The sequence below is a fragment of the Amycolatopsis samaneae genome, from assembly GCF_039541975.1.
Lineage (GTDB): Bacteria > Actinomycetota > Actinomycetes > Mycobacteriales > Pseudonocardiaceae > Amycolatopsis > Amycolatopsis samaneae.
In genome coordinates this window covers 382,369-405,629 of the sequence record NZ_BAABHG010000001.1, presented here as the reverse complement: position 1 = coordinate 405,629, position 23,261 = coordinate 382,369, and the positions used below count along the sequence as shown (strand labels likewise).

General features: G+C 71.5%; 19 protein-coding genes. 10 read left to right on the top strand and 9 right to left on the bottom strand.

Annotated elements, in window-relative coordinates; translation table 11 throughout:
- The first annotated feature begins 21 nt into the window (after positions 1 to 21).
- Positions 22 to 507 carry a GNAT family N-acetyltransferase gene (locus ABD987_RS01820; protein ID WP_345386089.1) on the top strand — a complete coding sequence of 162 codons (486 nt, stop codon included), beginning with the start codon at positions 22 to 24 and terminating at the stop codon, positions 505 to 507.
- Between the two features lie 127 nt (positions 508 to 634).
- On the opposite strand, the gene ABD987_RS01815 is transcribed toward ABD987_RS01820, so the two are convergent.
- Positions 635 to 1,045 (bottom strand): hypothetical protein, encoded by a 411-nt coding sequence (locus ABD987_RS01815; protein ID WP_345386087.1) that lies wholly within the window; start codon positions 1,043 to 1,045, stop codon positions 635 to 637.
- A 159-nt stretch (positions 1,046 to 1,204) separates the two neighbouring features.
- Between ABD987_RS01815 and ABD987_RS01810 the strand changes: the two genes are divergently transcribed.
- From ABD987_RS01810 to ABD987_RS01800, 3 genes are all read left to right on the top strand, one after another.
- On the top strand, positions 1,205 to 1,630 hold the full coding sequence (locus tag ABD987_RS01810; protein ID WP_345386085.1) for a pyridoxamine 5'-phosphate oxidase family protein: 426 nt from the start codon (positions 1,205 to 1,207) through the stop codon (positions 1,628 to 1,630).
- 108 nt (positions 1,631 to 1,738) lie between these two features.
- Positions 1,739 to 3,313, top strand: coding sequence for a GAF domain-containing sensor histidine kinase (locus ABD987_RS01805; RefSeq protein WP_345386797.1), 1,575 nt, complete (start codon positions 1,739 to 1,741; stop codon positions 3,311 to 3,313).
- A gap of 4 nt (positions 3,314 to 3,317) precedes the next feature.
- Entirely contained in the window at positions 3,318 to 3,968 is a 651-nt protein-coding gene (locus ABD987_RS01800) for a response regulator (protein ID WP_345386083.1), read from the top strand.
- An 11-nt stretch (positions 3,969 to 3,979) separates the two neighbouring features.
- Here the strand turns inward: ABD987_RS01800 and ABD987_RS01795 are convergent, their stop codons facing one another.
- Positions 3,980 to 4,609 (bottom strand): sigma-70 family RNA polymerase sigma factor, encoded by a 630-nt coding sequence (locus ABD987_RS01795; RefSeq protein WP_345386795.1) that lies wholly within the window; start codon positions 4,607 to 4,609, stop codon positions 3,980 to 3,982.
- A gap of 338 nt (positions 4,610 to 4,947) precedes the next feature.
- On the opposite strand from ABD987_RS01795, the gene ABD987_RS01790 reads away from it, so the two are divergent.
- Positions 4,948 to 5,997 carry a helix-turn-helix domain-containing protein gene (locus tag ABD987_RS01790; RefSeq protein WP_345386081.1) on the top strand — a complete coding sequence of 350 codons (1,050 nt, stop codon included), beginning with the start codon at positions 4,948 to 4,950 and terminating at the stop codon, positions 5,995 to 5,997.
- Here the strand turns inward: ABD987_RS01790 and ABD987_RS01785 are convergent.
- The 4 genes from ABD987_RS01785 to ABD987_RS01770 form a co-directional block, all read right to left on the bottom strand.
- Entirely contained in the window at positions 5,949 to 9,998 is a 4,050-nt protein-coding gene (locus ABD987_RS01785; protein ID WP_345386079.1) for a S8 family serine peptidase, read from the bottom strand. The genes ABD987_RS01790 and ABD987_RS01785 overlap by 49 nt on opposite strands.
- Positions 9,999 to 10,225: 227 nt before the next feature.
- Positions 10,226 to 10,858, bottom strand: coding sequence for a lamin tail domain-containing protein (locus ABD987_RS01780; protein WP_345386077.1), 633 nt, complete (start codon positions 10,856 to 10,858; stop codon positions 10,226 to 10,228).
- Positions 10,859 to 10,996: 138 nt separating this feature from the next.
- Positions 10,997 to 11,341: a helix-turn-helix domain-containing protein gene (locus ABD987_RS01775; protein WP_345386075.1), complete on the bottom strand. Its 345-nt coding sequence runs from the start codon at positions 11,339 to 11,341 to the stop codon at positions 10,997 to 10,999.
- A gap of 93 nt (positions 11,342 to 11,434) precedes the next feature.
- Positions 11,435 to 12,112, bottom strand: a complete 678-nt coding sequence (locus tag ABD987_RS01770) for a response regulator transcription factor (RefSeq protein ID WP_345386073.1) — start codon at positions 12,110 to 12,112, stop codon at positions 11,435 to 11,437.
- Between the two features lie 12 nt (positions 12,113 to 12,124).
- On the opposite strand from ABD987_RS01770, the gene ABD987_RS01765 reads away from it, so the two are divergent.
- The 3 genes from ABD987_RS01765 (at position 12,125) to ABD987_RS01755 (ending at position 14,881) form a co-directional block, all read left to right on the top strand.
- Entirely contained in the window at positions 12,125 to 12,361 is a 237-nt protein-coding gene (locus tag ABD987_RS01765) for a hypothetical protein (RefSeq protein WP_345386071.1), read from the top strand.
- A gap of 739 nt (positions 12,362 to 13,100) precedes the next feature.
- Positions 13,101 to 13,724, top strand: coding sequence for an HNH endonuclease family protein (locus ABD987_RS01760; RefSeq protein ID WP_378213988.1), 624 nt, complete (start codon positions 13,101 to 13,103; stop codon positions 13,722 to 13,724).
- A gap of 491 nt (positions 13,725 to 14,215) precedes the next feature.
- Positions 14,216 to 14,881, top strand: a complete 666-nt coding sequence (locus ABD987_RS01755) for a VldE C-terminal domain-containing protein (RefSeq protein ID WP_345386069.1) — start codon at positions 14,216 to 14,218, stop codon at positions 14,879 to 14,881.
- Positions 14,882 to 14,927: 46 nt separating this feature from the next.
- Here ABD987_RS01755 and ABD987_RS01750 read toward each other — a convergent pair whose 3' ends face one another.
- The gene (locus ABD987_RS01750) at positions 14,928 to 15,599 is read right to left on the bottom strand and encodes a GntR family transcriptional regulator (protein WP_345386067.1); all 672 of its coding nucleotides are present in this window, start codon (positions 15,597 to 15,599) and stop codon (positions 14,928 to 14,930) included.
- Positions 15,600 to 15,715: 116 nt separating this feature from the next.
- Between ABD987_RS01750 and ABD987_RS01745 the strand changes: the two genes are divergently transcribed.
- Both ABD987_RS01745 and ABD987_RS01740 read left to right on the top strand, forming a co-directional pair.
- Positions 15,716 to 17,029 carry an MFS transporter gene (locus ABD987_RS01745; protein ID WP_345386065.1) on the top strand — a complete coding sequence of 438 codons (1,314 nt, stop codon included), beginning with the start codon at positions 15,716 to 15,718 and terminating at the stop codon, positions 17,027 to 17,029.
- Positions 17,030 to 17,213: 184 nt separating this feature from the next.
- The gene (locus ABD987_RS01740) at positions 17,214 to 20,558 is read left to right on the top strand and encodes a serine hydrolase (RefSeq protein WP_345386063.1); all 3,345 of its coding nucleotides are present in this window, start codon (positions 17,214 to 17,216) and stop codon (positions 20,556 to 20,558) included.
- A gap of 216 nt (positions 20,559 to 20,774) precedes the next feature.
- Here the strand turns inward: ABD987_RS01740 and ABD987_RS01735 are convergent, their stop codons facing one another.
- Both ABD987_RS01735 and ABD987_RS01730 read right to left on the bottom strand, forming a co-directional pair.
- A complete protein-coding gene (locus ABD987_RS01735; protein WP_345386060.1) occupies positions 20,775 to 21,680 on the bottom strand; it encodes a serine hydrolase in 906 nt (301 codons plus the stop codon).
- 8 nt (positions 21,681 to 21,688) lie between these two features.
- On the bottom strand, positions 21,689 to 23,194 hold the full coding sequence (locus ABD987_RS01730) for an amidohydrolase family protein (RefSeq protein WP_345386058.1): 1,506 nt from the start codon (positions 23,192 to 23,194) through the stop codon (positions 21,689 to 21,691).
- Between the last annotated feature and the right edge of the window lie 67 nt (positions 23,195 to 23,261).

Below are 23,261 nucleotides of genomic sequence, written 5' to 3'. Positions count from 1 at the left end.
TGGGGCGGTACCGTGCCGGGCATGCGCATCCGGGAGTTCGCCGAAACCGACTGGCCGAGCGTGTGGCCGATCGTCGAAGAGATCGTGCGGGCGGGGGAGACCTACACCTACGACCCGGCGATGACCGAGGGACAGGCGCGGAAGGTCTGGGTCGAGGCGCCTCCGGGGCGGACGGTCGTCGCGGCCGAGGGCGGCCGTGTCCTCGGCACCGCCAAGATGGGCGCCAACCGGCCGGGGCCGGGATCGCATGTGGCCACGGCGAGTTTCATGGTGGCCGCCGGCGCGCGCGGGCGGGGGGTGGGCACCGCGCTGTGCGCGGACGCGCTCGGCTGGGCCAGGGAACGCGGATTCGCGGGCATGCAGTTCAACGCGGTGGCCGCGTCCAACACCGCCGCTGTCGCGATCTACCGGCGGCTCGGTTTCGAGATCGTCGGCACGGTCCCCGGCGCGTTCGAGCACCCGGCGCTGGGCCGGGTCGGGCTGCACGTCATGTACTGTCCTTTGTAGACTTACCTGGCCGGTTGTTCCCTTGCGGGGCAAGGGGTCAGGAAATTCGGTGGTCCGTGAATGCCACATTGAGGGACTCAGAGTCCCTCAATGTGGCATTCACGGACCTCGGCGGCCGGCCTGGAACTCAGTAGTCGTCCCGCCCGGTGAACTGCTGCTCCAGCAGCTCGGCGGAACCGGCGACCAGCTCCAGCGGGTCGATGAACTCGTTGATGTCCAGGTTGATCAGCGGCAGCGAGTGCCGCAGCACGAGGTGCTCGCCCATCACGACGGCGCCGCCGACCACGATGGTTTCGCCGATCTCGGTGAGCACGGAGAGCAGGTCGACCTCGTCCGCGCGGGCGAACGGGGTCGCGATCTGCACCCAGTCCTCCTTGCGGTCGAAGATCTCGTGCGCGATGACCACGATCTGGGCGCGGTTCTCGGTGTCGGGGTCGTCACTGCCGAAGACGAGCCGGATCCGGATCTCGTCAGGCTCGTCCCGGACGACCCGGTACGACTGCCTGATGAAGGTGACCAGATCACGCCACTCCGCCATGGAGTTCCTCCGTTCTCGTGCGTGGGCGTTCAGCGTAGCGAGAACCCCCGCGGAGCACTCCCGCGTTCGCCCGGATGGCTACCGGGTCCATCGGCCCTAGCGGCGCGCCGCGCGCGGCGCGCATCGTGAACGGACATCACGCCTGGCGAAGGACCACGAATGACGGATGCATCGGGTTTCGAGGTGCTCGGCCGCGAGCAGTGCGTCGCGTTGCTGGCCACCGCGCCGATCGGCCGGGTGGTGTTCACCCACCGGGCGCTGCCCGCGGTACAGCCGGTCCGGTTCGCCGTGCGGGACGGCGCGGCGGTCTTCGTCGTGCCCTCCGGCGGCGCGGTGTTCGCCGCGTCGCTGGACACCGTCGTCGCGATCTCGGTCGACGAGGTCGGCGCGTCCGGGGGCTGGTTCGTCACCGCGCTCGGCCGGGCGCACGAGGTCCGCGATCCCGCGGTGACCGCCGAGCTGGCGGCGCTGCCGCTGACGGCGTGGGCCCCGGCACCGGACGACCGCTATGTCCGGATTCCGTTCGAGGCGGTGTCCGGGCGCCGGATCTCGGCGACCCGCCCGGTAACGAACCACTGTCGGTAGTCGACTGGTCCAGGGAAGACAGTCCCCGGGCGCCGTCCGGGACGGGTGACACCAGCGGGACCCGTGGGAGTCGTGAACGAAACCGGCGTGCCGAAACTGCTCGACGCGATGGTCGCCATCGCGCAGGACCTCAGCCTGCCCGATCTCCTGCACCGGATCGTCCGGATCGGCGGCGAACTGGTCGGCGCGCCCTACGGTGTGCTCGGCGTGCGGGGCCGGGAGGGCACGCTGGACGAACTGGTCGAGCACTACGCGAGCGGGGACGGCCCGCTCCCGGAACGGGACGGGCGGCGGCCGCGGCGGCTGGGCGAACTGCACGCCGGCGCGCCGGAACACCCGCTCGCGCGGTCGTTCCTCGAAGCGGAGATCCGGGTCCGTGGCACGCTCTTCGGTTACCTGGGGTTCGCCGGGAAGGGCGAGTTCACCGCGGACGACGAAGAGGTGCTCGCCGGGCTCGCCGCCGCGGCGGGCGTCGCGATCGAGAACGCGACGCTGTTCGACCAGGTCCGGCGGCGGGAGCGCTGGCTGGAGGCGTCCTACCACGTCACCGGCGCGCTGCTGGCCGAGCAGGATCTCACCGCGACCCTGCGGCTGATCGCCGAGCGCGCCAGGATCGTCTCGGGCGGTTCGGCGGGCGCGGTGGCGCGGCCGCTCGGCCCGGACTCCGCGGAGCTGGTGTTCGAGGTGGTCGAGCCGCCGGGCGCGGACGCCGACCGGCTCGCCGGGCTGCGGGTGCCCACCGAGGGCACCGCCACCGGGGTCGCCTTCACCACCGGCCGGTCGGTGGTGGTGCGTGACTACGGCGAGTACGTCGAGAAACAGCAGCGGGACAGGGTGACCTCGCTGCCCCCGATGATCCGCGACCTCGACTCCGCCATCGCCGTGCCGCTCATCGTCGGCGACGAGACCCTCGGCGTGCTGCTGGTCGCGAAGTTCCGGGACAAGGCGCCGTTCACCGATTTCGACGTCCAGCTCGCGGAGACCTTCGCCGCGCACGCCGCGCTCGCGGTGGAGTTCTCCCGTGCCCAGGCGGACCGGCAGCGGCTCGCGGTGTTCGCCGAGCGCGACCGGATCGCGCGCGATCTGCACGATCTGGTGATCCAGCGGCTGTTCGCCACCGGGCTGGGGCTGGAGGGGCTGGGCAGGCTGGTCACCGAGCCCGAGGTCGCCGACCGGGTGACCGGGTTCGTGCAGGATCTCGACCGGACGATCCGGGAGATCCGCAACAGCATCTTCTCGTTGCAGGAACCCGAGGAGATCAGGGGCAGCCTGCGGTCCGAGCTGCTGCGGGTCGCGCTCGAGGCGGGGAACGCGCTCGGCTTCGAGCCGAGGATCGGGTTCGACGGGCCGCTGGACGCCGCGGTCGGTGACGCCGTGCGCGCGGATCTGGTGGCCGTGCTGCGCGAGGCACTGTCCAATGTGGCCAGACACGCCGGGGCCTCGTCGGTCGCGGTGGACGTCGCGGTGGACCGGTCCGGCCGTGAGCTGCGGCTGACCGTGACCGACGACGGCACCGGGATTCCCGAGCGGCCCGTCCGGCGCAGCGGGCTGGCCAACCTCGCCGAGCGCGCTGCCCGCTGGGGCGGGGCGTGCACCGCCCGGCGTCTCGACGAGGGCGGCACCGGTGTCGTGTGGACCGCGGTACTCCGTCCGTCCACAATGGACGAAGGGAAGGGGGAGTGACCGCATGAGCATCGCGGTGTTCCTGCTCGACGACCACGAGCTCGTCCGCACCGGGTTGCGGACGGTGCTGGAGGCCGAGGACGACATCCGGGTCACCGGCGAGGCCGGTTCGGCGGCCGAGGCGCTGGTCCGCGTCCCGGCGTCCCGGCCGGACGTGGCGATTCTCGACGTCCGGCTGCCCGACGGGGAGGGAATCGGTGTCTGCCGGGAGATCCGCGCCGCGCTGGACCCGCCGCCCGCCTGCCTGATGCTGACGTCCTATTCGGACGACGACGCGCTGTTCGGCGCGATCATGGCCGGGGCGGCCGGGTACATGCTCAAGCAGGTTTCCGGTGGTGCGCTCGTTTCGGCGGTCCGTACGGTCGCGGCGGGCGGTTCCCTGCTGGACGCCACGCTCACCGCGTCGGTGCTGAGCAGGCTGCGCGGGGAGACCGCCACCGCGGATCCGCGGTACGAGCAGCTGAGCCCGCAGGAGCGGCGGGTGCTGGACCTGGTCGCGGACGGGCTCACCAACCGCCAGATCGCCGCCGAGCTGTATCTCGCGGAGAAGACGGTGAAGAACTACGTCTCCTCGTTGCTGCACAAGCTCGGCTTCGAGCGCCGCACCGCCGCCGCGGTCTACCTCGCCAACCGCAGGCGGCGGTCCTCGCACTGACCGCGCGCGGGTCAGGCCCCGCGACGGCGGCGGGGCCTGCCGCCGCCGCGCAGGACCTGCCGCAGTTCGGTGAGCGCGCGGTGCTGCATGACCCGCACCGCGCCCGCGCTGCTGATCCCGAGTGCCGTGGCGGTTTCCTCGGCGCTGAAGCCGAGCACGATCCGCAGGACCAGTACCTCGCGGGGGCGAGGGGCGAGCCCGTCGAGCAGTGCCGAGATCCGGCCCAGCCCGTCGGCCCGCTCGACGTCCTCGAGCGTCGGGTCGTCGGCGCCGCTCCTGGCCCCGGGGTCGGGGTCGGCGGTGGGCGCGGACGGGTCGCGGGCCTTGGACCGCCGCGCGTCGGCGACCTTGTGCGCGGCGATGCCGAAGACATAGGGCAGGAACTTGCTGGTGTCGTGCCGGTAGCGCGGCAGCCCGGCGAACACCGCGAGCAGCACCTCCTGCGCGCAGTCCTCGGCACCGGCGTAGCCGTGCCCGCCGCCGAGCTGGCCGAGGCAGTAGCGCAGCACGATGGGCCGCAGCCGCGCCAGCAGCAGGGCGATCGCCTCGCGGTCGCCGCCGACCGCGGCGCGGACCAGCCGCTCCTCGGGTTCGTGGGGCCGGGCGACGCCCGCTTCGCGGGACGCGGGCCGGGGGAGCATGGTCGTCACGAGCCCGTCCCTCCCGTCGTCTCGCGCTCCCGTCGCGGCGGGACCGGACCGTTCGTGGAGAACTTCGTGGAGAACACTGTGGCCACCCCGACCACCTCCCTCGTGGATCACCCCGTTGGTCCGTTCGACGGTACGGAGCGCGCCCGCCGCGCGCGCCGGTCATCAAGCCCGCCGCGATCGGGTCTTTGGACCCTGGCGCGGCGGTGGTCCCGGTGCCGCGGCGGCAATTCGCGAACCACGGGAACGATCGGAAACTTTCGTTGGTCCGGCCCTCGGGGGCCGGTAATCTTCCCGGCGAGGGAAACCCGATATCGCGAGACGAGGTCGCCGTGCTGGATGTCATCGGACTGCGCGAAGTGGACGTCGCGGTCTACGCCGCGTTCGCCGGGCGGAAGTCGATGACTCTCGCCCAGTTGCGGGGCGAAACCGGGCTGAGCGCGCAACGGCTGACCCCGGTGCTGCGCGGCCTGACGGAAAAGGGCCTGCTGGTAAGGTTTTCCGGCACGCCCGCGGCGTATTCGGCGGTGAATCCCGGTGTCGCGCTGGACGCGATGTTCCGCCGCAAGGAGCAGGAGCTCGAACACGCGCGGATGGTGGCCACCCGGCTCCAGGAACGGCATCGGGCGGCGCCGGGGAAAAACCCGGTCGATCTGATCGAGGTCGTGCAGGGAAACGAGGTCATCGCCGAACGGGTCGAACGGCTTTTGCGTTCGGCGCGCGGTGAGGTGGTATTCGTCGACAAACCGCCGTACGCGCAGCCGCCGTCGGTCCTGCACCCGGCGGAACAGGATCTGCTGAATCGTGGAATACGTTTTCGCGGTGTCTACGACAAAGGCGCGCTGGAATTGCACGACCTGGTCGCGGACCTCGAAGCGGGCCTCGCGCTGGGCGAGCAGGCGCGGGTGGTGTCGCACGCGCCGCTCAAGCTGGTCGTCGTCGACCGCCGGATCGGGCTCGTCCCGCTGCGGTCGGGCACCCCGCAGGTCGGTACCGCGCTCGTCGTCCATCCGTGCAGCCTGCTCGACGCGCTGGCCACGCTCTTCGACTACCTGTGGGACCACGCGATGCCGTTGCGGCTGCCCGACAGCGCGGAGCGGGGGGCCCGGACACCGGCGTTCGAGGACACCCGGCTGCTCGCGCTGCTCACCACCGGCATGCCGGACCGGAGCATCGCCAAGCAACTCGGCCTGAGCTACCGGACGTTCCAGCGGCGGCTGCGGGATCTGATGACCACGCTCGGCGCGGACACCCGCTTCCAGGCCGGTCTGCAGGCGGCCGCGCGGGGCTGGGTTCCCCTGCCGGGGTTCCCGGACCCCGCGCGGCCGGTGGATCAGCGGGCGCGGGAGGACACGGCCGCCGGTGGCGCGCCCAGCCCGTAGGCCCGCTGAACCGTCTGCGTGACGGTGTCGCCGGACGCGTCACGCGCTTCGGCGCGGAGCCAGACGGTGCCGTCGGCGCCCGCCGCCGCGGGGTGCTCGACGGTCACCGACCAGATCCCGTTCCCGCGTGGCCGCGCGGGTGCTTCCGTCCAGGTCGTCCCGCTGTCGGTCGACGCCGAGATCTTCAACCCGGTCACCGGACCGCCGCGCGAACCGCTGTGTCCGGCCGCCGCCACGTCGAAGGTGAACGGGACGCCGGCGGGCGCGCGGTTGGTGACATCGAGCGGCAGCCGGTAGTCCAGCAGGATCAGCGGCTGGAACGAGCACGCCGTGCCCGCCGGGTAGCAGGCGAATCCCACCGGCGCCGGGGACGCCGAACGTGCCGAGGTGAACGTCCACGTGGTGTCCGTCCGCGTGCCGTACCGGAACAACGTGGTGCTCGGCGCGCCGATCTCCGGCCTCGGCGAGAGCACGTCGGTCACGTCCAGCCGGTAGGTCGCCTTTTCCGGCGCCAGGCGGTAGGTCGGGACCAGCGCGAGTGGATCGTCCCCGTTGGACCGGGGGATTTCGGTGCCGTCCCTGGACAGTCGTGTCGTCGTGGTCGCGAAGTACCGGGCGTTCTCGTAGGGGCTCGTGTAGTGCCCGGCCCCGCCGAACCCGTCCACCCACTGCATCGCCGGCACGAACAGGTCGGGATCGTCGCCGCCCCGGCACAGCGAACACGCCACCCGCCAGCCGTCCGCGGTGGCCGGATACCGCGCGGGGTGATCCGGCTGGAGCTCGACGGCGGTGGTGCGCAGCGCCGCGCCGAACCAGTGCTCGTCGGGCCGGGTGCGCTCGCCGGTCCGGTAGGTGTCCTGCTGGTTCATCGCCAGCGACGCGCGTTTGCCCGTCCTGTCGTTGCCGGACAGCGTCACCACCCGCTTCCACACCATCTGGTCGTCGACCGGCCCGGTGTACTCGGTCCACGTGCCCGGCACCGGGATCCGCGTGCCCTGTACCGGTTGCGTCTTCCAGAGCCCGCCGGGGAAGGGGTACCACGTCTTCTGCCCGCTCAGGCCGGGCTGGTCGGCGTGGTACGACGTCTTCGTCGCGACCAGCGTCGCCGGGTCCACCCGCCGGACGTGCTCCTTCGATACCCCGTTGGGGTCGAGGTAACTCAGGTTGTACATCGCGTCCGGGACGGCTTGCACGCGCAGGCGCAGGGCCACGGAACCCTTGGCGCGCAACGCTTCTCCCTGCGTCCAGTCCGGGGACAGGGTGGGCAGCGAGGTGCTGGCCAGGCCCGGGATCGGCAGCGCGTCCGGCAGCCCGGCGTAGGGCAGCAGCGCCGCCGCGCCCGCGTCCGCGGCGGCCTTGGCCGCGTTCGCGGCGCCCTCGGTGAGCGCGTCGAGCGCGTCGGGGGCGTCGGGCGGCACCGGGATCCTTGCCAGCACGGCCTTGCCCTTGACGTCGAGTTTCGCGAGGTCCTCGGCCGTGCCCGCGCTGCCGTAGACGACCGGCAGCGACCGGTCACCCGGCCACTTCGCGGTCAGCGTCGGCACGTCGTAGGACGGTTGCAGGGCGTCCGCCCGGAAGCCGTCGGCCGTCAGCCGGACGGCGGCCTGCGCCAGCGTCGCGGTGTCCTGCAAGGAGATCGATCCGTGCGCGGTGCCGGCCACCGGGGAGACCCGGATGTCCCAGTCCCCACCGGCCGCGACGAACCCGGACTCGCCGATGTAGCCGCCGGTGCCCGGTCCCGCCGGGATCACGCGGCGCAGCATCACCGTGCGGTCGCGCTGATCGGTCGGCGTGGGCGTGACCAGCCGGACGGGCACGGTGTCGGCGGCCTTCAGCGCGATCTCCGAGGTCGCGGGCACCCGTAGCTCGGACGCGCTCAGCGCGGACCACTGGCGTACCTTCGGCCCGCGTTCCAGTGTCCAGCCCAGTGCCGAGTAGGTTCCCGCGGGCACCGAGAAGCGGGCCACGCCGTTCACCAGGTCGGCGGGACGGCTGATCTGGTCGAGGAAGGGATCGTTGCGGTTGGCCGCGCCCGCGGAGTCGTCGATCAGCTGCGCCGAGGCCAGTTGCGCGGGATTGCCGGTCGAATCGAACATCCGCAGGGTCAGCGTGTACAGCTGCGGCGCGTTGTAGGTGCTGATCGGGGTGCGTACCGCGGTCGCCCCGTCGGCGGTCGTGGCCACCACCGTGCCGCCGTAGACCCCGGACGGCCCGGTGTCGGGATAGTCGGTCAGGTGGACGGTTTTCGTGCTCCGCGGCGGGATCGACACCGAGGTGGTGTCCAGTTTGATCCCGCCGACGGCGGTGCCGTCCCACGGTTGCACGGAAAGACCGAGGTTCAGCGTGAGCGGCCGGTCCCCGGTGTTGGCGTAGGTCAGCTCCCGGGTGACCGGGGCCGTCGCCCGCTGGTCCCGCTCGGTGCGGCCGAAGCTGGTGACCGCCGGGCCGATCACGGTGCGGGTGACCGCCCTGCCGACGTCGACCACGCCCGCGCCCTGCTCGAACCAGCGCAGCCCGGCGTCCTTCGCCGTGGTCACCACGAGGTTCTTGAGCGTGTCCCCGGACAGCTCCGGATGCTGCTGGAGCAGGATCGCGGCGCTGCCGGTGACCGACGGCGTGGCCATGGAGGTGCCCGACGCGGTGGTGTAGTAGTCGTCGACCGGGGAGCCCATGCCGGTGCCCGCCGCGCGGGCCGCGGTGATGTCCACGCCCGGCGCGGTGATCTCCGGCTTCACCAGCGCGTCACCGAGGCGCGGGCCGCGGCTGCTGAACCACGCCAGCGCGTTCCTGCCGTCCACCGCGCCCACGGTCAGCGCCGAGACCGCGGTGCCGGGGCTGGTGACCGTCCGGTTCCCCGACCCCGCGTTGCCCGCCGCGACCACGAACAACGTCCCGGACCGCGCCGACAGCCTGTCGATCTCCTGGCTCAGCGGGTCGCTGCCGTCGGTGACCCCGGCGCCGAGGCTGAGGTTGACGATCTTCGCGCCCTGCGCCACCGCCCAGTCGACACCGGCGATGACCTGGGCGGTGTCGCCCTCCCCGCCGGCACCGAACACCTTCGCGACCATCAGCTTGGCGTCCGGGGCGACCCCCTTGTACCTGCCGCCGGAGGCCGCGCCGGTCCCGGCGGCGATGGAGGCGACGTGCGTGCCGTGGCCGTGCCGGTCCACGGTGTCACCCTCCCCGCTGAAGTCGGCGGAGGCCACGGTCTTGCCCTTCAGGTCGGGGTGGTTCTCGTCGATCCCGGTGTCCACGACGGCGATCGTGGTCCCGGCCCCGGTGAATCCACGCTGCCAGGCCTCGGGCGCGCCGACCTGGGCGGTACCGCCGTTCCGGTCCTGGGCCACGCGCACGCGTTTGTCCGCCGAGACCCGGGAAATCCCTTGTCGCAGCACGGGTTTTCCCCTGGCGTCGTGGGTGGCGAGGGAACGCCAGAACTCGGCGGCCCCTGGTTTGCGTACTTGGATTCCGACGCTGTTGAGCGTGGTGAGCGGGATGAGCCGTTCGGTCTGGGGGAGTGGCTGTGCCCGGCTTTCCAGCGTGGCGGCCGAGCGGGGAGCCGGGCCGTCGTAGCCGGTGATGACCGGGATCGTCGGTGTCGACGCGTCGTCGCGGCCGTCTCGCACGAGCGCGGTGACGTTGAACAGGTCGCGGCCGAGCAGCCCGCCGGTGACGAACGGGAGCGCGTCGGACGGGTAGACCTCGAGTCCCTCGGCGGTGGTGGTGATCTGGAACGTGGGCGGCGGCTGCCCGTCCCGCGCGGCGGGCTCGATCCGCGCGGTGCGGTGGCCGGCGCCGTCCTCGGTGTAGACGACCACGTCCCCGGTGAGCAGGGTTACCCGGTGTGACCCGGGTGGGGCGGGTGACGCGCCGGGTGGTCCGGCGGCGGGTGCGGCGTGCGCGATCGCCGTGCCGGTGGAAAGGACGAGCATCGTCGTGGCCGCGAGCGTCGTGGGACCGCGGAAACGCCGTCGGTACGGGAAACGGGAGCGGGTGAACATCGGTATCACTCTCCTCGGCTACCGCCGCGGGACGACCGCTGATCGCGGACGTCGCGGATGGGTGCTGTCGAGGATGAGCCACCGGTTTACCGAAGAACATGACTCTCCGTGGCGGTCTGTCGCCGTTGGCGACAGACCGCCACGAAAGTGTGTCACAAAAGAGCAACGTCATGAGAAGGCCCGAGCCGCCGGGTGGCGGCTCGGGCCCGTTCTCTCCCCTGGATCACTCAGTTGTCGGCGCCGGGGGTGCGCTGGTGCAGCGAGAAGTCGACGCGGTTGTTGTCGGTGTCGGTGCTGAGCACGTCGCGGGCGTTCGCCACGTTCTTCTGCTCGGTCGCCTGGCTCTCGGGCACCGCGGGCTGGCCCTCACGGGCGGAGGTGACGCCCGTGCTGAACGCGATGCCGTCGACCTTCATGGTCGTCGGGCTGACCAGTGCGACGCCACCGTTCGACGGGATGGCCTGGTCGCCGGTGAGGTTGAACGGCACCACGTTGGTCTGGTCCTGGATCGTGCCCGAGAAGTTCTTCGCGACCAGTACCGCGTACTGGCCCAGGTTGTCCCGGGGCTGCAGCTGCAGGCCCGCGGGCAGCGAGATCGTGTCGACCAGGTTGTTCGACGGCCCGTAGATGCGCAGCGAGTAGCCGGTCAGGTCCACGACGCGGGTCGACACGTTGCGGAGCTCGATGAACTGGTCGGCCAGGCCGTTCTGGCCCCGGGTCGAGATCTCGTTGATCACCACGGTCGAGGACGCCGTGGGCTGGGCTTCGGTGCCGGTACCTTCGGCGGCACTCGCGGCGCCGGTGATGAAGCTCGTTGCCAGAATCGCGAGAGCGGCGGAACCACTCAACAGTCGACGCATTGCGAAGAGTCCTTTCCGAAAAATGAGGGCCTGATGTTTCATCGGGGGATTTTCTTGGCCGGATCTTCCGGCCCTGTCTATTGTCGGTGAATCGGTCCGGCGTCATAAGGGGCCAGTTTCGTCGCGCCTTTGCCGGCGTCAGTCGTCCCGCGCGCGCCGGTGTTCCCGCGCCACGCACGCCGCGACGTCGAGGGTGTGGCATGGCATGTCCAGCACGTCGCTGAGCCAGTGCCGCCAGTACGGCCCAGGGATCCGTTTTCCCCGCTCCCAGCGGGAGATGTCCTCGCGGGTGACGCTGCTGTTGCCGGACAGGGCGAACAGCTCGTGGGCGAGGTCGCACTGCGACCAGCCCTTGGCCATCCGGCGTTCGGCGAGCAGGCTGCGGATCTCGGCGGCGGCGCGGTCCGCCTTCCCGGCGGCGTCGCCAGTGGTGTGCGGTCCGGGTGTTCCGTGTCTTTCCCTGATCGGCGTTGAAAGGATCACGAAATCCAGGATAGAAATGAGGTACCCGGCGCACAGGATGCGCCGGGTACCTGATCTTGCCATGATCGAGTACTCGCGGTACGAGGCCTCGAATCAGTTGTTCCGTGCGGCGGCGACGGTGTCCGCCGATTCGCCGCCGGGCGGTGGGCAGGCGGTGAAGTCGAACGATCTGAACAGTTCTTTCCGGCTCCCGTAGCCCAGTTTCTGCAATATCCGGCTGACGTAGTTCTTCACCGTCTGCCGGGCCAGGTGCAGCTCGCCGGCGATCTCGTCGTTGGACCACCGGCACAGCACCAGTGCCAGTACCTCCTCCTCGCGGCCGGTCAGTGTGGTCCCGGTGTGCTGTGCGGCCTCGCCGGCCGCGCCGGCGGGTTCGGTGCCCAGCACCCAGGCGCGCTGGCCGGCCAGCGTCGAGCGGACCGCCTCCATCAGCAGGTTCCGGTCGGCCGATTTGTGCACGAAGCTGTCGGCGCCGGCGTTGAGCGCGGCGGCGACGGCGGCGGGCGAGGAGTCGCCGGAGAACACCAGCACGGCCGCGTTGTCGAGCCGTTCCTTGGCGAACTGGCAGATTCCCGCGCCGGTGGGCTCGCCCGAGATCGACAGTTCGGTGATGACCATCCGCGGGTTGGTCCGCTCGCACTGGCGGAGCGCTTCGGTTTCGCTGCCGGCCTCGGTGACCGCGCGGACTTCGGCGGAGTTCTCCAGCAGAAGGCGGAGCGCGTATCTGATGAGCGGCTGGTCGTCCACTACCAGGGTCGTGACGTGGTCCATGTGGTCCCCTTGGTGTCAGGTCGTGAGATCTACAACGTGAACCGAGGACGGCAGGCAGAGGCGAAAGTCCTGACCTCGCGGATCCGGCTGCACCCGGAGATACGAGCACTCTTCGACCTCGATCACGTTCGCGCGGTGCGCGAGCAGGCGGCCGGGGTCGCTACCGGGGTGCTCGCCGGTTGCCTGCGGCGGCGGGCGGAAGAGCCGATCCCGTGGACGGTATGGCCGCCTGCGCGGCCACTTTCCTGACCGAACGCACGAAATCATCCCTTTCCGATGCCGAGTACGCGCGAGAGGTGAACGGGATGTTTATACCCCGGTGCGTTGAAGTGACATCACCGCCGTTCGAGTGGTGGGCGAGTGGTCAAAAGGTCAACCTTTATCGACGCGTTCATTCCGGTCGCGCGACACGCTGTTCCGCTTCGGGTTTCGCGGTTTTGTTACAGCGTTCACCGGAAATTCCGCCGTACCGGGCGTCCGCCGGAGCACCCGGATCGGACATCCGGAGTAGTGCGATGTTTCTCACGGACTTCCTGCCTGTGCAGGTGATCCGTGGTGATCGTACTCGCGCGCGTGCCGGGTGATCGGGCGAAAATCCGGTGGGCGAGGCGGATTTCCGGTCCGCGATCACCGATGGCTGTGGCGAGCGCGGGAAATGATCAGGAATTCTCGGGTCTGGCATTCCGTGCCGATTGGTGTGTTGTTCCGCTCGCGTGGTCGCGTACTTCTTCGCCGTGGTGTCCTGAATGTACCGACGGCGGCGGTGAACGCCGTGAACGGGGCGTTCGGGACACTTCGGCGCGGTGCCGGGCCTCCGCGTCGCGCCGAGCGTGCAGAAATACCGTCCGCGCGCCCGCCGCGCCGGTGGCTCCGGTTTCCCCGGGGTGGCGGGTCGACACCGGTGGCGGGATCCGGCGAGAATGACCGGGCACGACATTTTCGTCCTGGATTACGGAACTGTCAGGAGAATACCGTGAATATCGGCAGAATACTCCGGTTGTTCATTCTCACGTTACTCGTCGCACTTGTCGGTGTCGTCGGGCTCGCCGGCTCCGCGGGTGCCACCCCGCCGGGCGTCCCCGACGCGCCGACGGCGAAGGCCGAACTCACCGCGCTGCGGGTCGCGGCGGACGGCTCGATGGACGGGTACTCCCGCAAGAAGTTCCCGCACTGGATCGACCAGGGGGACGGCTGCAACACCCGCGAGGTCGTCCTGAAGCGCGACGGCGCCGACGTGAAGGTCGACGAGGACTGCCGCCCGGTCTCGGGCAGCTGGCACAGCCCCTACGACGGCGAGACCTGGGACTCCCCGTCCGACATCGACATCGACCACCTCGTCCCGCTCGCCGACGCGTGGCGGACCGGGGCCTCGTCCTGGACGACGGCGAAGCGGCGCGCGTTCGCCAACGACCTGGACGGTCCGCAACTGGTCGCGGTGACCAACTACGTGAACCGCGAGAAGGGCGACAAGACCCCGGACGAGTGGAAGCCGCCGCTGGTTTCGTACTGGTGCACCTACGCGAAGATGTGGACGCACGTGAAGCACAAGTGGCGGCTCACCATCACCACCGAGGAGAAGAGCGCGCTCACCGGTATGCTCGCCCGCTGCTGAGCCACGCGCCCGGCGGGAAATCCGGCTGACACGGGTGCCGGGGACCGCGACGCTGGTCTCGTGCGAGAAGTACGGCGGGACGTGATCGCGGTGCCCGGGGCCAGGACACTGGCATGGTCGGACGGTGAACTCTGCGACGTCGCCGCCGGGTGGCGGTCGATCCCACCGGACGGATCACCGGGCACCCGGCGGGGACGAGGTTCGCCGTCACGGACGGTGAACGCGTCACCGTAGTGCATCTCGGTTCCTGACCGGTGGTGATCTCCCGGCCACGCGGTGGTACTGGGCAGACGAAACTGTCATCGACCAGGTCGTTCGCGCCGGAATCCGGATACCGCCGGGGGAATGGCGACCGAAACCGCGCGCCGGGTCGACCTGTGCCGACGTGGTCACACGCCGTCGATGTGGCTGACGACACTCTGGCGTGACATCGCCGTGTCCGTTTCGTAATGTTGCGCCAGCTTCGGCCCCGAACTGGTGAGTGAGCGAAAATGCCCGGACGACATCGCAAGCGGAAGAGCCCTTCCTGGAGACTGCCCGCCGGTCTGGCGGCCGCCGTCGCCGCGGCACTGCCCGCGACGGTGTGGCTGACCACCGGCGACTCCCCGGCGGTCCAGCCCGCCGACGCCGCGCTCGCCCTGCAGGCACCGCCGCGCCCGACCACCTCCGCTTCGAGCACGCCGCCGTCCTCGTCCCCGGCCCCGCCGACGACCACGAGCGCGACCCCGACGCCGGCCAGCACGACGCCCCCGCCGCCCAGCACGACCGCGCCCAAGACCACCGCGACCCCCGAACCCGAGGCGTGCGCCAGTACGCTCGCCGGCACCAAACCCCATGTCGCGCAGGTGGGCAACCACGTCAAGGCGAAGTTCGGCGTCAAGACCGTCGGCGGCGCGAACGGGCGTAGCGGCGGCGGTGAGCATCCCCTCGGGCTGGCGCTGGACTTCATGGTGGACACCGCCACCGGCAACCGGCTCGCGGAATACGTACTGGCGAACCAGAAGGAGTTCGGCGTCACCTACGTGATCTGGCGCCAGCGCTACAACGACGGCGGCGGCTGGTCGATGATGGAGGACCGCGGCGGCACCACCGCCAACCACTACGACCACGTCCACGTGTCGTTTTCGCCGAACGCCAAGGTCTCCGTGACCTGCTGAGCGGGACCGCTCGGCTCGCGGCGACGGCGTGGAGGTGCCACGTCCTTCACTCCGGCTCGGTGTGCTGCCCGCTTTCCCAGCGCAGGAACGCGTCGAGGGTCGCGATGCGGTGCCCGCGCGCGGCGTGTTCGATCCATTCCGGACCGGAGCCCGACCGGAGCAGGTCGAGCAGCTGGTCGTGCTCGGCGACCGAGGCGGCGACCCGTTCGGGGACGAACGAGAACGTCGACTCCCGGATCGCGGCCAGCCGCGACCAGGCCTGCCGCACGGAGCCGAGCAGCTCCGGGTTCGGGCAGCGCGCGTAGAGCACCTCGTGGAACTCGTGGTTGAGCCGGGTGAACTCCGTCGGGTCGAACTCGCTGAGGCAGTCCCGCATCCGGGCGTTGAGGCCGGCGGCCTTCGCCAGGTCGGCCGCGGTGACGTGCGGGGCGGCGAGCGCGGTCGCCGCGCCCTCCACGATCGCGAGCACCTGCATGGTGTGCCGGTAGGAGACCGGGTCGATCGCCGCGACCGTGGCGCCCACGTTGTGCACGTACCGCACGAGCCCTTCGGCTTCGAGCAGGCGGATCGCCTCGCGGACCGGCACCGCGCTCACGTCCAGTTCGCCGGCGAGGGTGCCCAGCACGAGCCGGTGCCCCGGCCCGTAGACACCCTCGGTGATCCGGGCCTTGATGGCCCGGTAGGCACGCTGGGACTTGCTCGTGGGCTCCGTCGACACGGGCCGATCGTATATGTCTGACACGATAATCGCCGGAGATGGTGGCCGTGTCTTGCCGGGAGTCGGCGGACTATATACGATCTGGCGTCTGAGTGGCCGGGAGCAAGGGAGCTGTCATGGCGCGATCGGGCGGAGCCGTCGGGAGCGACCATCGGCGCGTCGTGCTCGCCGCGATGATCGGCACCACCATCGAGTGGTACGACTTCTTCATCTACGCGATCTGTGCGGGGCAGGTCTTCGCCACCCAGTACTTCGCGGCGCTGGGCAAGGACGCGCTGCTGCTCTCGTTCGCCACGATCGGCATCAGTTTCTTCTTCCGTCCGATCGGCGCCGTGGTCGCCGGACACCTCGGCGACCGGATCGGCAGGCGGGCCATGCTGATCCTCACCCTGCTGCTGATGGGGGCGTCCACGGTCCTGATGGGCGTGGTGCCGAACACCGCGGCCATCGGCGTGGCCGCGCCGATCCTGCTCGTCCTGCTGCGGATCGTGCAGGGGCTTTCGGCGGGCGGCGAATGGGGCGGGGCCGCGCTGCTCGCGGTCGAGCACGCCCCGCCCGGCAGGCGCGGTCTCTACGGCGCGTTCCCGCAGATCGGCGTCCCGATCGGGCTGCTGCTCGCCAACGGCGTCCTCGCGCTGGTCGCCGCGCTCACCACGCCCGCCCAGTTCCTCGACTGGGGCTGGCGGGTCCCGTTCCTGCTCAGCGTCGTGCTGATCGCCGTCGGCATGCTCATCCGGACCCGGGTCGCGGAAAGCCCGGTGTTCGAGGAAGTGCGTGAGGCCAAGGCCGCGTCGAGCCTGCCACTCGTCCCGTTGTTCCGGCACCACTGGCGGCTGGTGCTGCTCGGCGCGCTGCTGTTCGCGGCCAACAACGCCGTCGGCTACATGACCACCGGCGGGTACGTCCAGTCGTACGCGGTCCGGTCGCTGCACCTGGACCGGTCCACCGTGCTCCTCGCGGTGATGGTCTCGGCGGTGGCGTGGCTGGCCAGCACGCTGCTCGGCGGATGGCTCGCCGACCGGATCGGCCGGATCCGCGTGTACCAGCTCGGTTTCGTCGCGCAGCTGCTGTGGATGTTCCCGTTCTTCGCGCTGATCGACACCGGGAACGTCGCACTGCTCGTCCTGGCGCTGGTGCTGTTCGCCGTCGGCCTCGGCTTCACCTACGGCCCGCAGGCGGCACTGTACGCGGAGATGTACCCGACGCGGGTGCGCTACAGCGGCGCCGCCATTTCCTACGCGATCGGCGCGGTCCTCGGCGGCGCGTTCGCGCCGACGATCGCCGAAGCACTGCAGTCGGGCACCGGCACCGTGTACGCCGTCGGCGGCTACCTCGCGGTGATGACCGTCATCGGCCTCGTCGCCAGCTTCTTCGTCCGCGACCGGCCGGGGCGCCCGCTCGGCGACGTCCCGGCCGGTACCGGCGGGTGACCGCCGCACCGTCCACTGTGTACGGTGTGGCGGCGCGTTGGGTGCCGCCCACCAAGTAGGCGGCGCGGTTTCGGCCGAATCGACGAGGCGGGCGGAGGTGCCGCGTTCCTACCCTCGGGATGGTGACTCGCCGGGCGAGGCGTGGCCGCCTCGCGCCGGAACCCGCCTCAGGTAGGGAGAACCCATGGCCGACCCGCGCCGACCCGCCCTGTCCGACCTCGCCCGGTTCGCGGTGCCGTCGGATCCCACGATCTCCCCGGACGGGACCCGGGTCGTCTACGTCCTGCGCACGGCCGACACCGACGCCGACGAGAACGTCGACCGGCTCTGGCTGGTCACCACCTCGGGCGCCGCCCCGCGCGCGCTGACCACCGGACGCGCCGACACCGACCCGCGCTTTTCCCCGGACGGCACCGGTGTCGCGTTCCTGCGCGCGCAGGACGGCCCGCCGCAGCTGTGGTGGCTCCGGCTGGACGGCGGTGAGCCCGAACGGCTGACCGAGCTGCCGCTGGGCGCCGGTACCCCGGTGTGGAGTCCCGACGGCACGCGGATCGCGTTCTCCGCCCCGGCCGACCTGGACGCGACGGCCGCGGAGACCGAGCGTGACCGGGGTGCCCGCGCCGGCGCGCCGCTCGCGCAGGACCGCCTGTTCCACAAGTTCGACGGTGCCGGGCGGCTGCGCGGGATCCGCCGGCACGTCTTCGTCCTCGACCTCGCCGACCGGTCGGTACGGCAGGTGACGAGGGGCGACTTCCACGCGGGCGTCCCGGCGTGGTCGCCGGACGGCGAGCGACTGGCCTACACCCACGCGCTCGCGCCCGGCGCGGATCTCAGCGGCGAATCCTCGGCGTTCGTGCTGCGTCTTTCCGGCGACGACACCGAACCCCGGCGCGTCGGGCCGTCCGGGGGCACGGTGAGCGCGGTGAACTGGGTGGGCGAGGACATCCTGCTCGTCGGTACGCCCGACACCGAGGTCCGCAACGCGCGGCTGGCGCGGGCCGATCCGGCCACCGGGGAGTTCGCGTACCTGACCGAGGACCTCGACCGCAACGTCATGCCGGGCGCTGGCGGCTACCCCGGCGCGCTCCCGCAACGCCGGGATGACGACATTCTGTTCTGTGCCAGGGATCGTGGGTGCACACGGCTGTACCGGCTCGGCGCGGACGGGCCGGAGAAACTGATCGACGGGGACCGCGTCGTGTCGGGGCTTTCCGTGGCGGCCGGGACCGGCACGGCCGCGGTCCTGCTGTCCACAGTGGACACCATGGGGGAGGTCTATCTGCTGGACCCGTCCGGCGCGCTGACCCCGCTTACCACGCACACCGCCGACGCGCTCGGCGACGTCGCGCACTTCACCCCGGTCGAACGCACCTTCACCGTGTCCGACGGGGGCGAGGTGCACGGCTGGCTGCTGCGCGACCCCGCGGCGACCGGTCCGCTCCCGCTGCTGGTGGACATGCACGGCGGACCGCACAACGCGTGGAGCCCGGTCCGCGACTCGGCACATCTGTACCACCAGGTGCTGGCCGCGCGCGGCTGGGCGGTGCTGCTGCTCAACCCGCGGGCCAGCGACGGCTACGGCGAGGCGTTCCTGCGCGGCGCGGTCGGCGCGTGGGGCGAGGCCGACGAACGCGACTTCCTCGAACCGGTGGACCGGCTGGTCGCCGAGGGCCTCGCGGACCCGGCGCGCCTGGCGCTGTGCGGCTACAGCTACGGCGGCTACCTGGCCTGCCGCCTGCCGACCAGGACCGGCCGGTTCGCCGCGGTGGTGGCCGGGGGAGTCGTGGCCGACCTGGTGAGCATGTCCGGCACGTGTGACGCCGGGCCGATGATGTTCCGCGCCGAACTCGGGGTGACGTTCTGGGACGATCCCGCGCGGTTCGCCGCGCTGTCGCCGATCACGGAGGTCGGCAACGTCACCAGCCCGACGCTCGTGCTGCACGGCGCGGCCGACGAACGGTGCCCGGTCGGCCAGGCCGAACAGTGGTTCGGCGCGCTGCGCGCCCGCGGCGTCCCGGCCGAAATGGTGCTCTACCCGGAGGCGTCCCATCTGTTCATCCTCACCGGGAAACCCTCGCACCGCGCCGACTACAACCGCCGGATCGTCGACTGGGTCATCCGGCACACCCGCGCCGCCGCGCCGGACGGCGCGCCCTCGGCCGCCGTGCCGCTGGACCGGGCGCACTGGCAGCGGCGGCTGGACCTGCTCGCCGAGGAGCACGGCGTGGTCGGGGCGTCGCTGGCGATCCGCTTCGGCGACGAGACCGCCGAAGCGGCGTACGGGGTGGTGAACCGGCGCACCGGGCTGCCCGCCACCCCGGACTCGCTGTTCCAGATCGGCTCGATTTCGAAGGTGTACACCGCGACGGTCGCGATGCGGCTGGTGGACGAGGGCAAGCTGAGCCTGGACGCCCCGGTCGCCGAGGTGCTGCCGGAGCTGGCACTGGCCGATCCGGAGGTGACGAAGCGGGTCACGCTGCGGCATCTGCTGACCCACACCAGCGGGATCGACGGTGACGTGTTCACCGACACCGGCCGGGGCGACGACTGCGTCGAGCGGTACGTCGCCGGGCTCGCCGACGTCGCCCAGAACCACCCCATCGACGCGACCTGGTCCTACTGCAACTCCGGCTTCGTCCTGATCGGCCGGATGATCGAGCGGGTGACCGGGCTGGTGTGGGACGAGGCCATGCGCGAGCTGCTGTTCCGTCCGCTCGGGCTGACCGCCACCGTGACGCTGCCCGAGGAGGCGCTGCGGTACAACACCGCGCTCGGGCACGTCGACGGCGGGGACGGGGTGCCCGTTCCCGCGCCACGCTGGGAGATCCCGCGGTCCTCCGGCCCCGCGGGCGGGGTCACCGCGACCGCGCGCGAGGTCCTCGGCTTCGCCCGGCTGCACCTTTGCGGGGGAGTGGCGGCCGACGGCACCCGGGTGCTGTCCGAGGCGCTCACCGCGGACATGCGGCGGAACCAGGTCACCCTGCCCGAAGGCATGGGGCTGGCCGATTCCTGGGGGCTCGGCTGGTTCCGGCACCACTGGCAGGGCCACGCGGTCGTCGGCCACGACGGCGGGACGATCGGGCAGATCGCGCATCTGCGGATGCTGCCGGAACGGGGACTCGCGGTGTGCCTGCTGACCAACGGCGGCCCGGCCCGCGATCTCTACGACGCCCTGTTCCGCGAGATCTTCCGCGACCTCGTGGACGTCGAGCCACCCGCGCCGCCCGCGAAGCCCGAACGGTCCGTCGCGGCGGACGCCGCGCGCGTGACCGGGGTGTACGACCGGGCGGGCGTCCGGCTCGAAGTGTCCGAAGAGGACGGTGCGGTGCGGATGCGCGTGGTCCGGAGCGGCGCGATGGCCGAACTGGCCGCCGCCGGGCCGAAGGTGCTGGACCTGGTCCCCGAGTCGGCGGACCGCTACCTGACCCGGCTGCCCGGCGAGCGCCAGTGGACACCCGTGCTCTTCTACCGCCTCGCCGACGGAACCCCGTACGTCCACTTCGGCGGCCGTGCCGCGCCAAAACTCTGAAAACCGCGGTGTCTCCCCGGCGCGCCCCTTGGCCAGGGAGACACCGCCCAATCACGCGAGTTCGCCGCCCAGTCACGCGAGTTCCGTGTCCAAGCACGCGAGTTCGCCGCTCGATCACGCGAGTTCCGGAGAAGCTGAAGGACGCTTTCAGTGCGTTGGGCGCGCTGAAGGACGCCTTCAGTGCACTGAGTGCACCGAAGGCGTCCTTCAGCACGATCACACGGAGTCGTTGCCGCGCAACCACTCCACGGCTTTCGCCCCGGCGACGCCGAGGAACGCGTCCCGGGCGGGGACCTGGGATCGCGCATCCACGGCGCGGGTGAAGACCGCGACCGCGTACCGGCCGCCGCCCTCGAACTCGACCACGCCGACCTCGTTGCGGACCGTGGGCAGCGTGCCGGTCTTGCCGGAGACGCGGACGTCGTCGCCGGTGAACCCGGACCGCAGCCGATGCGGCCACACCTGCCCGCCGAGCCAGCGCCGGACGTCGGCGCAGGCCGGCGCCGGGGCCGCCTCGTCCCGCCAGATCATCGCGAGCAGCCGGGTAGTCTCCTCGGGCGTGGTGCGGCAGGTCCGCGCGGGATCCAGCGCGCGAAGGCCGGACAGCTGGTCCGCGGTCAGGTCGGACAGCACCCGCGCGTCGTCCTCGTAGTCGATGCCGAGTTCCTCGGCGATGCCGCCCAGCAGCTCGGCGCAGTTCTCGGTGACCGCGGTGCCCGGGAGGTCCAGCTCCGTCAGCAGCGCGTTCACCGACGCCTTGGTAACCCGGTCGAGCACGAGGTCGGTGGCGACGTTGTCGCTGACGCTGATCATCAGGCCGGCCAGCGCGTCCCAGGACAACGTCGTCTCGTGCGGGAAGGTGGCGAGCCCGTAGGGCGATGGCGGTCCCTCTCCGGGCCGCACGGTGAGCTGCCCGGCGAGATCGACCACCCCCGCGGCGGCCTGCCGCGCCAGCTCCACCGCCACCGGGATCTTGAACACCGACGCGGTCACGACGGGGTCTTCGGCGCCGATCCCGAGTTCGGGGCCGCCGTCGACCGGCCGCGCGTGCAGCCACACGCGCACCCCCGCCCGCGTGGCCGCCTCCTGGATCCCGGCGATGGTGTCTTCCTTGGTTCCCATACCGTTCCTCACTGTCCACTTCGGATCGGGCGGCCCGCGGTGGACGCCGTGTCGAGTTCCCCGCCGTCGATGACGAACCGTCCGCCGACGAGCAGGTGACGGACACCGGTGGACGGCGCGACGACAAGGTAGTCGCCCTGTTCGGCGAACGTCTCCGGAGCGAAGACGACCAGGTCGGCGTCGGCGCCCGGCTGGACGCGGGCCTTGCGCCGCATCGCGGGCACGGCCTCCTCCAGGATCCGCGCCGGGACCAGCGTGCACCGGTGGACGGCTTCGGGCAGCGAAAGCACGCCCAGCTCACGGACCAGCCAGCCGAAGGTCCGGCCGTAGCAGCCGGTGCTGCGCGGATGGGTCAGCGACGCGCCGGGCACCGGCCACTCGTCCGACACCGTCGCGCCGCCCGGCGTGACGATGGGCACGGCGTCGGAGGCGATCGCGGTGTCCGGGAACAGCAACGACCGCAGCAGCAGTTCCCGGTCGGCTTCGAGGGCCTCGTCGGCCCACTGGAGCACCACCGAGCCACCGGGGTCGTTGGCCCGCAGCTCGGCCAGCCGCTCCGCGGTCGCGACCATCTCCCCGGTTGGCAGGTACCGCAGCCGGTCCGGGGTGATGCCCATCCTCGGCAGTTTCTCCGGGGCGAGGAAGTCGGCGCCGATCACGGTCGACCCGGAGCCGTAGGGGTAGGCCTCGGTGGTGACCCGGACCCCGGTGCTCTGCGCGCGGGCGATCGCGCCGGCGATGTCGTCGATCATCCGGTTCGAGGTGCTGTTGACGTGGCACATGTGCATGTGCGCGCCCGTGCCCGCCGAAGCGGCGATGACCTCCAGCGCCCCTTCGAGCGAGGTGTGCGGCTCCATCGTGGAGATGTAGCGGGTGTGGGTGAAGGTCGGCACGCCCAGTCGCTCGGCCGCGCGGGCGAGCGCGAAGTACTCGGCGGTGCCGGTCCCCGGTGCGTACCCGACGAGCACGCCGATCCCGATCCCTCCGTTGTGGACCTCCTGCGCGACGTGGTCGAGCAGCCGGTCGACGTCCCGGTCGCTCGCCGCGAGTTTCCACAGTGGACGGTCGTGGTTCGCGCCGAACATGGCCATCGGGTCGGCCAGCGGCGCGTCGTCGAACAGCATCATCCGCGACAGCAGCCACGAGGCGGAATAGCCGTAGTTGACCGGACGCCCGTCGCGTTCGGCGCCGGCGAGCGCGGTCGAGACGGACGCGGCGCCCGCCTCCAGTTCGAGCGCGGTGGTCACCCCGTCCATGGCCTGCAGCAGCAGCCCGGTCCGCGTCTGGGCATGGCTGTGCAGGTCGATGAACCCGGGCGCGAGCACCATCCCGGAGACGTCGAGGGTGCGGCGCCCGGACAGCGGGGCCTCCGACACCGCGGCGATCGTCCCGCCGGTGACCCCGACGTCGCGGATCCCGTCGAGCCCGGTTTCCGGGTCGATCACCCTGGCACGGGAGAAAACCACGTCGTACGGCGGGGCACCGTTCGTCGATGCCGTGGCGTCGATGGCCATCCGTGAGCCTCCTTCGCGGCGTAAGCACTGATCGTCTTCGCAGCCTACGGCGCGCCGCCCGGCGCAC

Excerpts from the sequence above, each read along its gene's own strand:
- ABD987_RS01740 (WP_345386063.1), top strand. The coding sequence starts at position 17,214 with ATGGCCGACCCGCGCCGACCCGCCCTGTCCGACCTCGCCCGGTTCGCG.
- ABD987_RS01730 (WP_345386058.1), bottom strand. The coding sequence starts at position 23,194 with ATGGCCATCGACGCCACGGCATCGACGAACGGTGCCCCGCCGTACGAC.
- ABD987_RS01735 (WP_345386060.1), bottom strand. The coding sequence starts at position 21,680 with ATGGGAACCAAGGAAGACACCATCGCCGGGATCCAGGAGGCGGCCACG.
- ABD987_RS01820 (WP_345386089.1), top strand. The coding sequence starts at position 22 with ATGCGCATCCGGGAGTTCGCCGAAACCGACTGGCCGAGCGTGTGGCCG.
- ABD987_RS01805 (WP_345386797.1), top strand. The coding sequence starts at position 1,739 with ATGGTCGCCATCGCGCAGGACCTCAGCCTGCCCGATCTCCTGCACCGG.
- ABD987_RS01800 (WP_345386083.1), top strand. The coding sequence starts at position 3,318 with ATGAGCATCGCGGTGTTCCTGCTCGACGACCACGAGCTCGTCCGCACC.
- ABD987_RS01795 (WP_345386795.1), bottom strand. The coding sequence starts at position 4,609 with ATGCTCCCCCGGCCCGCGTCCCGCGAAGCGGGCGTCGCCCGGCCCCAC.
- ABD987_RS01745 (WP_345386065.1), top strand. The coding sequence starts at position 15,716 with ATGGCGCGATCGGGCGGAGCCGTCGGGAGCGACCATCGGCGCGTCGTG.
- ABD987_RS01780 (WP_345386077.1), bottom strand. The coding sequence starts at position 10,858 with ATGCGTCGACTGTTGAGTGGTTCCGCCGCTCTCGCGATTCTGGCAACG.
- ABD987_RS01755 (WP_345386069.1), top strand. The coding sequence starts at position 14,216 with ATGCCCGGACGACATCGCAAGCGGAAGAGCCCTTCCTGGAGACTGCCC.
- ABD987_RS01785 (WP_345386079.1), bottom strand. The coding sequence starts at position 9,998 with ATGTTCACCCGCTCCCGTTTCCCGTACCGACGGCGTTTCCGCGGTCCC.
- ABD987_RS01815 (WP_345386087.1), bottom strand. The coding sequence starts at position 1,045 with ATGGCGGAGTGGCGTGATCTGGTCACCTTCATCAGGCAGTCGTACCGG.
- ABD987_RS01770 (WP_345386073.1), bottom strand. The coding sequence starts at position 12,112 with ATGGACCACGTCACGACCCTGGTAGTGGACGACCAGCCGCTCATCAGA.
- ABD987_RS01810 (WP_345386085.1), top strand. The coding sequence starts at position 1,205 with ATGACGGATGCATCGGGTTTCGAGGTGCTCGGCCGCGAGCAGTGCGTC.